The 12,586-nt window shown below is 69.6% G+C and carries 14 protein-coding genes; 6 read left to right on the plus strand and 8 right to left on the minus strand.

The features are described from left to right. Positions 1 to 30 precede the first annotated feature (30 nt). Positions 31 to 879, minus strand: coding sequence for an SDR family oxidoreductase (locus tag QH948_RS12330; RefSeq protein WP_281144658.1), 849 nt, complete (start codon positions 877 to 879; stop codon positions 31 to 33). Between the two features lie 113 nt (positions 880 to 992). Here QH948_RS12330 and QH948_RS12335 point away from each other — a divergent pair, with 113 nt between their 5' ends. Continuing rightward, a complete protein-coding gene (locus QH948_RS12335; protein WP_281144659.1) occupies positions 993 to 1,364 on the plus strand; it encodes a winged helix-turn-helix transcriptional regulator in 372 nt (123 codons plus the stop codon). A gap of 394 nt (positions 1,365 to 1,758) precedes the next feature. Here QH948_RS12335 and QH948_RS12340 read toward each other — a convergent pair whose 3' ends face one another. Continuing rightward, a complete protein-coding gene (locus QH948_RS12340) occupies positions 1,759 to 2,712 on the minus strand; it encodes an L-lactate dehydrogenase (RefSeq protein ID WP_281144660.1) in 954 nt (317 codons plus the stop codon). Between the two features lie 489 nt (positions 2,713 to 3,201). Between QH948_RS12340 and QH948_RS14100 the strand changes: the two genes are divergently transcribed. Further along, a complete protein-coding gene (locus QH948_RS14100; RefSeq protein ID WP_348634923.1) occupies positions 3,202 to 3,573 on the plus strand; it encodes a GntR family transcriptional regulator in 372 nt (123 codons plus the stop codon). A gap of 156 nt (positions 3,574 to 3,729) precedes the next feature. On the opposite strand, the gene QH948_RS12350 is transcribed toward QH948_RS14100, so the two are convergent. Beyond that, complete coding sequence (locus QH948_RS12350; protein ID WP_281144661.1) at positions 3,730 to 3,912, minus strand: hypothetical protein; 183 nt, start codon at positions 3,910 to 3,912, stop codon at positions 3,730 to 3,732. A 112-nt stretch (positions 3,913 to 4,024) separates the two neighbouring features. Between QH948_RS12350 and QH948_RS12355 the strand changes: the two genes are divergently transcribed. Continuing rightward, positions 4,025 to 4,429, plus strand: coding sequence for a hypothetical protein (locus QH948_RS12355; protein WP_281144662.1), 405 nt, complete (start codon positions 4,025 to 4,027; stop codon positions 4,427 to 4,429). 405 nt (positions 4,430 to 4,834) lie between these two features. Here QH948_RS12355 and QH948_RS12360 read toward each other — a convergent pair whose 3' ends face one another. Beyond that, a complete protein-coding gene (locus tag QH948_RS12360; RefSeq protein ID WP_281144663.1) occupies positions 4,835 to 5,056 on the minus strand; it encodes a hypothetical protein in 222 nt (73 codons plus the stop codon). A gap of 388 nt (positions 5,057 to 5,444) precedes the next feature. Here QH948_RS12360 and QH948_RS12365 point away from each other — a divergent pair, with 388 nt between their 5' ends. After that, positions 5,445 to 5,747, plus strand: coding sequence for a putative endonuclease domain-containing protein (locus QH948_RS12365; RefSeq protein WP_281144664.1), 303 nt, complete (start codon positions 5,445 to 5,447; stop codon positions 5,745 to 5,747). 211 nt (positions 5,748 to 5,958) lie between these two features. On the opposite strand, the gene QH948_RS12370 is transcribed toward QH948_RS12365, so the two are convergent. From QH948_RS12370 to dnaK, 4 genes are read right to left on the minus strand one after another with little or no spacing between them, the layout of a single operon-like run. Beyond that, positions 5,959 to 6,423 carry a heat shock protein transcriptional repressor HspR gene (locus QH948_RS12370; protein WP_281144665.1) on the minus strand — a complete coding sequence of 155 codons (465 nt, stop codon included), beginning with the start codon at positions 6,421 to 6,423 and terminating at the stop codon, positions 5,959 to 5,961. Between the two features lie 5 nt (positions 6,424 to 6,428). Continuing rightward, positions 6,429 to 7,583: a molecular chaperone DnaJ gene (gene dnaJ, locus QH948_RS12375; protein WP_281144666.1), complete on the minus strand. Its 1,155-nt coding sequence runs from the start codon at positions 7,581 to 7,583 to the stop codon at positions 6,429 to 6,431. A 34-nt stretch (positions 7,584 to 7,617) separates the two neighbouring features. Next, positions 7,618 to 8,184 (minus strand): nucleotide exchange factor GrpE, encoded by a 567-nt coding sequence (locus QH948_RS12380; RefSeq protein WP_348634924.1) that lies wholly within the window; start codon positions 8,182 to 8,184, stop codon positions 7,618 to 7,620. Next, positions 8,181 to 10,028, minus strand: coding sequence for a molecular chaperone DnaK (dnaK, locus tag QH948_RS12385; RefSeq protein ID WP_281144667.1), 1,848 nt, complete (start codon positions 10,026 to 10,028; stop codon positions 8,181 to 8,183). Before dnaK ends, QH948_RS12380 begins: the two co-directional genes overlap by 4 nt. A gap of 188 nt (positions 10,029 to 10,216) precedes the next feature. Here dnaK and QH948_RS12390 point away from each other — a divergent pair, with 188 nt between their 5' ends. Together QH948_RS12390 and QH948_RS12395 are read left to right on the plus strand one after the other, a co-directional pair. Further along, the gene (locus tag QH948_RS12390; protein WP_281144668.1) at positions 10,217 to 11,671 is read left to right on the plus strand and encodes an NAD-dependent succinate-semialdehyde dehydrogenase; all 1,455 of its coding nucleotides are present in this window, start codon (positions 10,217 to 10,219) and stop codon (positions 11,669 to 11,671) included. A 39-nt stretch (positions 11,672 to 11,710) separates the two neighbouring features. Beyond that, entirely contained in the window at positions 11,711 to 12,583 is an 873-nt protein-coding gene (locus QH948_RS12395; RefSeq protein ID WP_281144669.1) for a hypothetical protein, read from the plus strand. Positions 12,584 to 12,586 lie beyond the last annotated feature (3 nt).

Consider the following 12,586-nt stretch of genomic DNA (forward strand, 5'->3'; position numbering starts at 1 on the left):
CACTCCCCCGGGCCGGTTGTCCGTGTCAGCTCAGGCTGAGAGGACCTCGGCGGCCGGCGTCGACTCGCGGCCGATCAGGCGCTGCAGGTCGTCGCTGTCGCTGTACAGGGCGCCCGCCGCGGTCGCGACGTCCCAGCCGGCGAACATGGCCGCGATGGGCGCGGGGAGGCCCGCCCCCTTGAGAGTGGAGGCATACTCGCCGGCGCTCTGGTCGACGTAGGTCACCTCGGTGCCGAGGATGCCGCCGATGACGGCGGCGAGCTGGGCGTAGGTGAACGCGGGGCGTCCGGCGAGCTCGTAGACCTTGCCGGCGTGGCCCTCGCTGGTGACGACGACCGCGGCGGCCTCCGCGTAGTCCCTGCGGGCAGCCGCGGAGACCCGGCCCTCGCCGGCCGCGCCGAAGGTGTGGCCCGTGGCGCGCGCGGTCTCGACGGCGGACGCGAAGTTCTCGATGTACCAGCCGTTGCGCAGCAGGACGGTGGGGATGCCGCTCTCGGCGAGCAGCGCCTCGGTGGCGCGGTGCTCCTCGGCAAGGTCGAGCGTCGAGGTGTCGGCGTTGAGCAGGGAGGTGTAGGCGATCAGCGCGACGCCCGCGGCCTTGGCGGCAGTGATGATCGAGGTGTGCTGCGCGAGACGCTTGCCGACCTCCGAACCGGAGACCAGCACGAGGCGGTCGACGCCGGCCAGCGCGGTGGTCAGCGCGGCCTCGTCCTCGTAGGCGGCGACGGCGACCTGAACGCCGCGCTCGGCGAGGTCGGCGGCCTTGGCCTCGTTCCGGACGATGGCGACGATGTCGGCGGTGGCGACGCCCCTGGACTCGAGGGCGGCGATGACGAGGCGGCCGAGGTGGCCCGCTGCTCCGGTGACTGCGATGCGCATGGGGAGACTCCTTCTGAAGTGGTGACGAGACCCAGTTAAGCACTTACTTTTCCATAGCGCAAGGTCATCGGTTAGCACTTGGCGATCGGATGCGGGCAGCGTAGAATCGTGGCATGGTCGACACGCAGCAGGCACCGGATGTCATGAGCGCAGCCTGCCCGTCGCGTCCCACTCTGCAGCACCTGACCGGGCGCTGGGGAGCGCTGACGATGGCCGCGCTGGCCCACGGGACCCAGCGGTTCAGCGAGATCCGCCGTCGCATCGAGGGCATCAGCGACCGGATGCTGTCGCAGACCCTGGGCGACCTGGAACGCGACGGCATGGTCGAGCGGACCGTCCTGAGCGCCATCCCGCCGAAGGTCACCTACGCACTGACGCCCCTTGGCGTCGAGGTCGCCGACCGCCTCGAGGCGCTCATCACGCTCGTTGAGGCGAACATGGACGAGGTCACCGCCTCCCGCGAAAGCTACGACGCGACCCACTGAGCGGGATCCCGCGCCGCCGCCCCACGGTTCCCTGAGCCTGTCGAAGGGCCCTGAGCCTGTCGAAGGGTCCTGAGCCGGAACCCCAGCCGCCGCCCCACGGTTCCCTGAGCCTGTCGAAGGGCCCTGAGCCTGTCGAAGGGTCTCCCTCTCGCTCCGCTCAAGGCACCTCCGCAAGCTCGCCCCGCCAGCCTCCGTGCCGTCGCGACACGCCCGCCGGTGGCGCTGCCCGATTTCTCCCGGCACGCCTCCGCGACCACTCTCCGACACGGCATTCAGGCTCTGCCCGACCGCCCGCAGAACCCGACCCGCCGATCGGATGAGCCTCGCGGTCGTCCTCCAACACGAGACACACCCACCCACGCTGGACGTGGATGGGCGTGACTTCGCGCAGGGCTCAGAAGCCGAGGCTGCCCGCGACCTCGCGGATGTGGTCGGCGCTGGCCTTGAGGCCCTTGTACTCCTCGTCGGAGAGCGGCAGTTCGAGCGCGTCGCCCACGCCGCGGCGCTCGACGACGCGCGGCACAGACATGCACACCCCGGAGATGCCGTGCCAGTTGTCGAGCATGCCGGAGACGGGCAGGACGCGGTGCTCGTTGCGGAGGATGGCCTCGATGATGCGGGTGCCCGACAGGCCGATGGCGTAGTTGGTGGCACCCTTGCCCTCGATGACCTCGTAGGCGGCGTGCACGACGCGGTGGGCGATGTCGTCGCGGACGGCCTTCCCGAGCTGGCCTGTCTGACGCTCCCAGTCGTCGATCGGGATGCCTCCGATGGAGGCGCTGCTCCAGAGCGGGATCTCGGTGTCCCCATGTTCGCCGCAGACCAGCGTGTGGACGTTGCCCATGGCGAGCTGGACCTCGTTGGCGACGAGCCACCTCAGGCGCGACGAGTCCAGCACGGTGCCGGAGCCGAAGACCTGGTTCTCGGGCAGGCCGGAGATCTTCAGAGCGGCCAGCGTCGTCACGTCGACGGGGTTGGTGACCATCAGGAAGATGGCGTCGGGCGACTGCTCGACCAGTGGCGGGATGATCTTCTTCATGAGCCCGACGGTCTTGTTGGCCAGGTCCATCCGGGTCTCACCGGGCTGTTGCTTCGCGCCGGCCGAGATGACGACGATGTCGGAGCCCTGCGTAACGGCGACGTCGTCGGAGCCGTCGATCCTGGCCGAAGGGATGAACTGGCTGCCGTGCGCGAGGTCGAGCACCTCGGCATGCACCTTCTTGGCGTTGATGTCCTGCAGCACGACCTCGGATGCCACGCCCTTGATCAGGGCGGCGTACGCCAACGACGTGCCAACTGCTCCCGCGCCGACGACTGACAGTTTCGTTCCGGTGCGCTTCTCTGCCACGGGGTGCTCCTTCGTGAGGGATCGACTCGATCCTAGCGAGGCCGACAATCAGCCCGGCCTCACCCCTACCACTCCTGCCGGTGCGCTCGCCCTTCTGCCTGAGCCACCCGGCTCCCTGAGCCTGTCGAAGGGCCCGCACCACCGGCTCCCCGAGCCTGTCGCACCACCGGCTCCCTGAGCCTGTCGAAGGGCCCGCACCACCGGCTCCCTGAGCCTGCCGAAGGGCCCGCACCACCGGCTCCCTGAGCCTGCCGAAGGGCCCGCACCACCGGCTCCCTGAGCCTGCCGAAGGGCCCGCACCACCGGCTCCCTGAGCCTGCCGAAGGGCCCGCACCACCGGCTCCCTGAGCCTGTCGAAGGGCCCTGAGCGCAGCGAAGGGTCACCTTTCGCTCCGATGCACAAGCGCGGCGACCCGGTTCCCTGACCCCGTCGATTGCTCATCCGCGAGACAATGCCCCGAACGACTGTCCGCCGACGAAGGAGCGACGATGGAACTTGAGGTCACCCACGACTCGGACATCCCACCGTTCGAGCAACTGCGGCGCCAGCTGATCGAGCAGATCACGACCAGGGCGCTTCCCGCCGGAACGAGGTTGCCACCGGTGCGTCGCCTGGCGGAGGACCTCGGACTGGCGGCCAACACCGTCGCGCGGACCTACAAGGAGCTGGAGGCGGAGGGGTTCGTCGTGACGCGGGGCCGCGCGGGCACCGTCGTGTCGGACATCGCGGCCCCAGACCAGGCGACGGTCACCCGCGCCGCCGAACTCACTGATGCCTTCGTCGCCTCCCTGCACGCCCTCGGCCTCGGCGACGACGCCGTCGTCGCCGCCGTGCGTCGCGCCCTCGGCCCCGGCCGCTGAGACTTCGTCCCACCTCCAGCGAGAGCACCCACTCGCGGACGCCAACGGTATTGCCCAGACGCCAACGGTATACACCGACGCCAACGATATTCACGCGAATATCGTTGGCGTTGGTTGATTTCGTTGGCGTCTACGGATGGAGACGCCTCCAGAGCTTCAGCACACCACCGAGATATAGAAGTAGGCGTTGTACAGCTCGGACTCATGCGTGATCGAGTCCACGTACCACGTGAACACCCTTACCTTGCCGTACTCGGTAGCGGCACTGGCGAAGATTCCGACGCCTCCGAACACGCCGACGGTGGGCGTATAGAAGCTGACGTCCTGATCGAAGGTCACGGTGTACTGCCCCGTACTGATAATGGTTGCGGACAGGATCCGCGAAGAGCCGGAGTAGACAGAGCCACTGGGGCCGATCAAGGCATGGAGCTGTGGTGCGTAGTATCCGTTGATGTCGATCGCGACGTCAGTCTTCGCCCCCGATCCCCTGATACTCAGCATGTTCCCGCCGCCTGGGCGCACCGCGATGCTCTGTCCATGGGAGACGGTGGCCTTGTTGAACCGCAGCGCAGTGCCCGACGGAACCGACCCACCGGATGCCCATGCGCGGATCGCGCCGGACCCCGACGGGCTGACAGCCACGATCGACGCCGCGACCGCCGTCGCCGACGCTGGAACCCCGCACCCGCTCGGGTTGCCGCCCTGCGCCGCGAACCCCGCTGACCCGGAAACCTTGAGGTTGCGCGTCGTGTCGACCGGCAACGGCTTCGCGAACACGCCAGTTCCAGCCCTGGTGTCGGCGATCCTGCACGTCGCGATGGGCACGAAGACGGCCGCGGACGTGGCCGGTGCGTAGGCCTGAGCGGACAGCTGAGGCGGCACTGGCTGCTCGGGCGGCTTGTCCTACGCGACGGCGGATCCGACGGTCAGCCCGCCGACCAGCAGGAACGAGCAGATCAGGACTCTCACAATGCGTCTGTGCATGACGGCGCCTTCCCCCTAGGCGTCGGGAATCGCGACGCGCCCCTTACGACGCTGCGGGGTGGCCCCGCTGGTGTCACGCTTCGCCCGTCCTCCATTCAGGACACCAACGAGATTTCCGCGACGCCAACCGTATACACAGACGCCAACGATATTCGCGTGATTATCGTTGGCGTCTGCGAGAAGGGGGCCAAGCGGTCGCGTCGACAGACGGTCGCCGGAGAGACCGGAGTTATCCACAGCTGATGCGCTGCCCCGCATCTCGACCCGTCCGACGGTTTCACTGTCCCGCATGGACACCCCCGAACCGCTCTCCTACCGTCGACTCCGCGACGGCGGGCTCAGCCACCGCGACATTGACCAGCGCGTCCGAGGCGGCAGCCTCCGCAAGCTGCGGCACGGCATCTACTGGGCGCCGGGCGAGATCGACGGGCGCGCACGACACCGGGCTCTCCTCCGCGGCACGGGTGGGCTGGTCGACGGCTCGAACGTGGTCAGTCACCAGTCCGCGGCCGTGCTGCACGACCTGCCGCTGCCAACCGGTTCGCTCTCCAGCGTCACGATGACGCGGCTCTCGTCGGGGCACGGCGACACGGGAAACGATCTGCGCGTCCGCCAGACCCCGCTGTATCCCGAGGAGATCACGATGGTCGACGGGATCGCGGTCACCACCCTGGCCCGCACCGCCGTCGACCTGGCGAAGGTCCTCCCCTATGAGTGGGGAGTGGCGGCATGCGACGCGGCGCTCGCCCGCGGCCTGTCGCCCTGGGATCTGAGCGCCGCCGTCGCGGCAGGCCGTCGCCTTCGCCGACAGTCGGAGCGAGTCCCCCGCCGAATCCCTCAGCCGGGTCGCCATCGCCCGGGCGGGGCTCCCGCTCCCCCGCCTCCAGGTGGAGCTGTTCGATCGCAACGGCATCCTCATCGCCAGGCCGGACTTCCTCTGGGAAGGGGTCCGGCTCGTCGGCGAGGTCGACGGCCGCTGGAAGTACGACGAGCTACTTCGCCACGGGGAGACGAGCGCCGACGTCATCATGCGCGAGAAGCGTCGCGAGGAGGCCATCCGTCAGGCCGGCTACTGGATCGTCCGCTGGGACTGGAAGGCAATCGTCGACGGCACCGTCGCGTCACTCGTCCGCCAGGCGATCCTCCACCAGGCCGCAGCGCTCGGCATCGCCGCGCCGCTCCCCTGCTGACGCGCCGCACCGCTCCCCTGACGCGCCGCTCCTCTCACCGGTCCGAACGCCAGCGCCCGCCGTCGGCTCCCCTGCAAACGCCAACGGTATGCACGGACGCCAACGATATTCGCGCGAATATCGTTGGCGTCCGTGCATACCGTTGGCGCCTGGGTTTTTTCGTTGGCGTCTGCGCATTTCGTTGGCGTCTGCGACGGGGCAGGGCAAGGAGTCAGCGTGCAGGCGGCGTCGTCGTCGTCGACGGGTCCGGGCGGCGCGTCGACGGGGGGAGAGCAGCCAACGGGACGGACCGCTGGAAGTGGCCGTGGTGCACCGCGCCCGACGACTCGGCGGTGAACACCCGCCGCGCGACGCGGTCGCTCTGCAGGTGGCGCACCAGCTCTCCGAGCCGCTCAACCTGGTCGCGCAGCGCGTCGACGTCCGACTCGAGCGCGAGAATCCGACGGATCCCCTCCAGATTGATGCCCTCGGACTGGCTCAGATGCTGCACGTGGCGCAGCTTGGCGACGTCGCGCAGGGAATAGCGCCGGCCACGGCCCCGGGCCCGCTTGGGGACCACGAGGCCGAGCCGGTCGTAGCCGCGCAGGGTCTGCGCGTGCATGTCAGCCAGCGACGCGGCCACCGACACCGTGAAGACGGCGGCGTCCGGGTCGAACGGCTGAGGAAGAGACTCCACGCTCGTCACTCCCCGAAGAGCGCGACGCGGGGGTTCTGCTCGTGCGCCTTGGAGGCGTACTCCTGCAATGCGGCCTTGGCCTCATCGCTCAACTCGTCCGGCACGGCGACCTTGACGGTGACCAGCAGGTCGCCGCGGTGACCGTCGGGCTTGGAGGCGCCCTTGCCCCGGACGCGCATGGTGCGGCCGTTGGGCGTGCCCGCCGGGATGCGGAGCCGGACGCGCGGCCCGCCCAGCGTCGGGATCTCGATGTCAGCGCCCAGCGACGCCTCCGCGAAGGTCACGGGGACCTCCAGCGTCAGGTTGCTGCCGCTGCGGCCGAACAGCCGGTGCGGCGTGACGTGCACCGTGACGTACAGGTCGCCCGACGCGCCGCCGTTCTCGCCCGCCGCACCCTTGCCCTTCAGACGGATCCGCTGGCCGTCGTCGACGCCAGCGGGGATCCGGACCTGCATGGTCTTGGTGGACTTGCCGCGGCCGGAGCCGCCGCAGTCCGGGCACGGGTCGTCGACGATCAGGCCGCGCCCCAGGCAGTCGACACACGGCTGCGACATCTGGAAGACGCCGCCCGCCTGCGACGACTGCATGCCGGACCCCTCACAGGTCGGGCAGACGCGCGGCAGCGTGCCGGCCTTCGCACCGGTTCCCCGGCACGAGGAACACGGCTGGTCCGACGTGGTGCGCAGCGAGATCGTGGTTCCCTCGACTGCCTGCTCGAACGTCAGGCTGGCCTCGCCCTCGATGTCCGCGCCCCGACGGGGCCCGCGCTGGGTCGCGCGCCTCGTCTGGCCCTGGTTGAACAGCCCACCGAACAGGTCGGAGATGTTGCCCGACGCACCCGCCCCGCCGGCACCACGGAACAGGTCCTCGAAACCGTGGGCCTGGCCTCCGGCCTGCCCCGGCTTGTTGAACCGGAATCCGCCGCCGAACAGGCTGCGGGTCTCGTCGTACTCCTTGCGCTTCTCGGGGTCGCCGAGGACGTCGTTCGCCTCGGAGGCCTCCTTGAAGCGCGCCTCCGCGGTCTTGTCGTCCGGGTTCTGGTCCGGGTGGTTGTCACGGGCGATCCTGCGGAACGCCTTCTTGATGTCGGCGGCCGACGCGCTCTTGGAGACGCCGAGAATCTTGTAGTAGTCCTTCTCGACCCAGTCCTTCTGACTCACTTCCCGCTCATCTCCTTCCGTTGCTCGTGGACGCTCAGGGGTTCGCCACCGCGACGCGGGCGGGTCGGATGACACGACCCTTCAGCTCGTAGCCCTGCTGCATGACCTGCGAGACGGTGACCACCTCGACGGGGGACTCCAGCTGGACCTGCATCAGTGCCTCGTGGCGAACCGGGTCAAAGGCGTCGCCGACGGCCCCGAACGCGACTAGGCCGTTCTTCGCGGCGACCTTCTCCAGCTCGCCGATCACCATCGTGAACCCGTCGCTCAGGTCGTCGTGCTGGCGGGCCAGCTCGATGGAATCGAGCACGGGCATGAAGTCGCGCAGCACAGACTCGACGCCGGACTGGCGGGCCAGGTCGCGGTCGCGGTCGACGCGCTTCTTGTAGTTGGCGTACTCGGCCTGGAGGCGCTGCAGGTCAGCGGTGCGCTCGGACACGAGGGCCTCCAACTCGGCGCCCCGGTCAGCGGTCGTCTCCTCGGAGACGTCAGCGGTCGCGGCGTCGGTGGCGGCGTCGAGGCCGAGGCCCTCGGGCGAGAGCGCCTCAGCGGCGCTCTCGCCCGTGGCCGCGCTGTTCGTGTCGAACTGCGGATCGGTCACTTGTTGTCCTTGTCCTCGTCGACGATCTCAGCGTCGACGACGTCATCGTCACCCTCGGGCGCGGCGGACTCACCGTCGGCCGGGGCCGACTCCTGGGCCTTGGCCTGCGCGGCGGCGTAGATGGCCTGGCCCATGGCGGCCGCCTTGGTGTTGAGGTCGTCGATCGCGGCCTTGACCGCGTCGTTGTCCTCGCCCTTCAGGGCCTCCTTGAGTTTCTCGGTTGCCTCGACGACGGGAGCCTTGACGTCCTCGCCGATGGCCTCGGCGTTCTCGGCCAGCAGCTTCTCCGTGCGGAACACCAGGGCGTCGCCCTCGTTGCGCATGTCGACGGCCTCGCGGCGCTTGCGGTCCTCCTCGGCGTGCGACTCGGCGTCCTTGATCATCTTGTCGATGTCCTCCTTGCCGAGGGCGGAACCGCCGGTGACGGTCATCGACTGCTCCTTACCGGTGGCGAGGTCCTTGGCCGCGACGTGCACGATGCCGTTGGCGTCGATGTCGAAGGTGACCTCGACCTGCGGGACGGAGCGGGGGGCCGGAAGGATGCCGGTCAGCTCGAAGTTGCCGAGCGACTTGTTGTCGCGGGCGAACTCACGCTCGCCCTGGTAGACCTGGATCATCACGGAGGGCTGGTTGTCCTCGGCGGTGGTGAACACCTCGGAGCGCTTGGTCGGGATGGTGGTGTTGCGCTCGATGATCTTCGTCATGACGCCACCCTTGGTCTCGATGCCGAGGCTCAGGGGGGTCACGTCGAGCAGCAGCACGTCCTTGACCTCGCCCTTCAGGACGCCGGCCTGCAGCGAGGCGCCGAGCGCGACGACCTCATCGGGGTTGACGCCCTTGTTGGGCTCCTTGCCGCCGGTGAGCTCCTTGACCAGGTCGACGACGGCGGGCATCCGGGTCGAGCCGCCGACGAGCAGGACGGAGTCGATCTTGTCGATCGAGGTCTTGGCGTCCGCGATCACCGCGTTGAACGGCGCGCGGCAACGGTCGAGCAGGTCCTGGGTCATGCGCTGGAACTCGGCGCGGGTCAGCTTCTCGTCGAGGTGCAGCGGGCCCTCGGCCGAGGCGGTGATGTAGGGCAGGTTGATCGCGGTCTCGGAGGCCGAGCTCAGCTCGATCTTCGCGCGCTCGGCGGCCTCCTGGAGACGCTGGCGGGCCATCTTGTCCTTGGACAGATCGACGCCGTTCTTGTTCTTGAACTGCGTGACGAGCCAGCCGACGATGACGGCATCCCAGTCGTCGCCGCCGAGGCGGTTGTCGCCCTTGGTGGCCTTGACCTCGAACACACCGTCTGCGATATCGAGCAGGGAGACGTCGAAGGTACCGCCGCCGAGGTCGAAGACCAGCACGGTCTGCTCCTCCTCGGCCTTGTTGAGGCCGTAGGCCAGAGCGGCCGCGGTGGGCTCGTTGATGATGCGGTCGACGGTGAGGCCTGCGATCTCGCCGGCCTCCTTCGTGGCCTGACGCTCGGCGTCGGAGAAGTACGCGGGCACCGTGATGACGGCGTTGGTGACGGACTCACCGAGATAGGCCTCGGCGTCCCTCTTCAGCTTCTGCAACACGAACGCGGAGATCTGCTGGGGGCGGTACTCCTTGTCGTCGATGGAGACCTTCCAGTCGGTGCCCATGTGACGCTTGACGGAGCGGATGGTGCGGTCGACGTTGGTGACGGCCTGGCGCTTCGCGACCTCTCCGACGAGGACCTCGCCGGAGGGAGAGAACGCCACCACCGACGGCGTGGTGCGAGCGCCCTCGGCGTTCGGGATGACGGTGGGCTCGCCGCCCTCGAGGACGGCGACGACGGAGTTCGTGGTGCCGAGGTCAATGCCTACTGCACGAGCCATGTGATTTCCTCCTGTAGGAGATTGGATGTCCAGGTTGATCCCTTGAGCGGGGTTGACTCAAGACTAGGCCCTGAGCCATCCACACTCAAGTTCAAAGTTGAGTACATCAGACTCAACCCGGGTCGCCTCAGGGTTATTCCCGATCCGGTCACTAGGCTTGGGGCAGTCGAGCTCATGGAGGAGTGGTCATGGCGGTCAACGTCGAACAGGTCATCGCGTCGGTCCCGGTCGGGCAGTTCATCGCAGGTCAGTGGCACACCACCGGCGCCTGGTTCGAAGTGACGGACCCCGCGACCGGGGAGGTGCTCAGCCGGGTCAGCGACGCCTCCCCCGCCGACGCCGCAGCGGCGATGGACGCCGCCTGCGCCGCGGCTCCGGACTGGGCCGCCACCGCACCCCGCGACCGCGCCGAGATCCTGCGCCGCGCCTTCGACCTCATCCAGGAACGCAGGGACACCTTCGCGGCCCTGATGACGCTGGAGATGGGCAAGCCGCTGGCCGAGGCCTACGGCGAGGTGGCCTACGGGTCGGAGTTCCTGCGCTGGTTCTCCGAGGAGGCGTGCCGCGCGGAGGGCCGCTGGTCGGTCGCACCCGCGGGCGGCACCCGGTTCCTGACGATGAAGCAGCCCGTCGGCCCCGTCTACGCCATCACCCCGTGGAACTTCCCCCTCGCGATGGGCACCCGCAAGCTCGGCCCCGCGTTGGCCGCCGGCTGCACCGTCGTCATCAAGCCGGCCTCCGCCACCCCGCTGACGATGCTGTACCTGATGCAGGCGCTCGCCGACGCCGGCCTGCCCGCCGGCGTCGTGAACTGCGTCGTCAGCTCGCGCTCCTCGGATGTGTCCGCCCCGATCCTTGCCGACGACCGGCTCCGCAAGCTCACCTTCACGGGCTCGACCGAGGTGGGTCGCTCGCTGCTGGAGCAGTCGGCCGGGCATGTGCTGCGCACGTCGATGGAGCTCGGCGGCAACGCCCCCTTCGTGGTGCTGTCCGACGCTGACGTCGACGAGGCCGTCGCCGGGGCGATGGTGGCCAAGTTCCGCAACAACGGCGAGGCCTGCACGGCCGCCAACCGGTTCTTCGTGCACACCGACCTCTACGACGAGTTCCGCGACAAGCTCGTCGCGGCGGTGGAGAAGCTCGTGGTCGGGCCGGGCATCGCCGACGGCACGACGCTCGGCCCGCTCGTCGACGAGGCCTCGGTCGACAAGGTGGCCGGGCTCGTCGACGACGCGGTCGCCAAGGGCGCGGTGGCACTGACCGGCGGCTCCCGCGTCGACGGCCCCGGCCACTTCTTCGCCGCGACGGTGCTGGCGGACGTCAGCCGCGACGCCCGCGTCCTGAAGGAGGAGATCTTCGGCCCCGTGGCGCCGTTGATTCGCGTCGACAGCGACGACGAGGCCATTGCGCTGGCCAACGACACCGAGTTCGGCCTGATGGCCTACCTCTACTCCCGCGACATCTCGCGGGCGCTGGCCGCGGTCGAGAAGCTTGAGTCGGGGATGGTGGGGCTGAACACCGGCCTGGTGTCGAACCCGGCCGCCCCGTTCGGTGGGGTGAAGCAGTCGGGGCTCGGCCGCGAGGGCTCGCACGAAGGCCTCGACGAGTACCTCGAGATCAAGTACGTCGGCCTGCCCCTCTAGCGCCACAATGAGGCGACGAGACACGAACGGAGCCCGCCGTTGAGCAGCGACGCACGCCCACCCGCGGGGCGCCCCGACGCCTGGGTCGACCCAGCGACCGGAGCCTCGCAGGACGCGTCGGGCGCCCCGTTGCGTCCGCCTCCGCCTCGCCCCGAGGCGCATCCGCCACGTCCCGGGCCGGTTCCGCAGCCGGCCGACGCGGGCCCCGCGCCCCACGCTCCCCCACCGTCGTTCTCCCCGGTACCCGAGGCTCCCCGCCGCGCGCAGAGCTCCGGCTCGACCTTCCGCTGGGCCGCGGTGGGCGTCGCCGGGGCCCTGGTGTTCGCGGCTTCGGTGGCGGGCGCCACCTGGCTCGCCTCCGACCGGCCCTCCGACCGGCCGTCCGACGTCCCGACCGCGGAGGCGTCCACGTTCGACCCGACGGTGCTGCCCGGACCCACGTCGGGGGTCGTGGGCATCGGGCCGCTGACGCTGAACGTGCCGTCGGGCTGGGGTGTGGAGACGGCCTCCGACGACGATGGCACCACGGTCATCCTGACCCCGGCCGCGGACGACGCGTGGCTGCGGTTCACCTGGCAGCCGGACGGTAACGACGTGGACACGACCTGCCAGGACGCCCTCGACAGCCACCAGGTCGACCTCGAGAGCGACACCGGCGGCATCTCGCCGGTGTCCTGGGCGCCCGGCCGGGGCGACATCACCGCCGCGAGGTGCCGGCTGCACGGGTACGGGATCGGGCGCAGCACCTATCACGCCTGGCAGGCGACGGCGATCCAGCGCACGAGCGAGGGCGACACCGTGTTGGAGTTCGGCTACGAGGGGCCGGACACGGTCCCTGAGCTGAGTGAGTGGGAGACGTACCTCGGGTGCTCGCTGGCGAGCCAGCTGGGCGGGACGCTGCTGGACTGCTGAGGC

It is taken from the genome of Tessaracoccus lacteus (assembly GCF_029917005.1).
GTDB lineage: Bacteria > Actinomycetota > Actinomycetes > Propionibacteriales > Propionibacteriaceae > Arachnia > Arachnia lactea.

What these genes read in the sequence shown, in the direction of transcription:
- QH948_RS12330 (WP_281144658.1), bottom strand. Translation starts at nt 879, where the DNA reads ATGCGCATCGCAGTCACCGGAGCAGCGGGCCACCTCGGCCGCCTCGTC.
- QH948_RS12335 (WP_281144659.1), top strand. Translation starts at nt 993, where the DNA reads ATGGTCGACACGCAGCAGGCACCGGATGTCATGAGCGCAGCCTGCCCG.
- QH948_RS14100 (WP_348634923.1), top strand. Translation starts at nt 3,202, where the DNA reads ATGGAACTTGAGGTCACCCACGACTCGGACATCCCACCGTTCGAGCAA.
- QH948_RS12355 (WP_281144662.1), top strand. Translation starts at nt 4,025, where the DNA reads ATGTCGATCGCGACGTCAGTCTTCGCCCCCGATCCCCTGATACTCAGC.
- dnaK (WP_281144667.1), bottom strand. Translation starts at nt 10,028, where the DNA reads ATGGCTCGTGCAGTAGGCATTGACCTCGGCACCACGAACTCCGTCGTC.
- QH948_RS12390 (WP_281144668.1), top strand. Translation starts at nt 10,217, where the DNA reads ATGGCGGTCAACGTCGAACAGGTCATCGCGTCGGTCCCGGTCGGGCAG.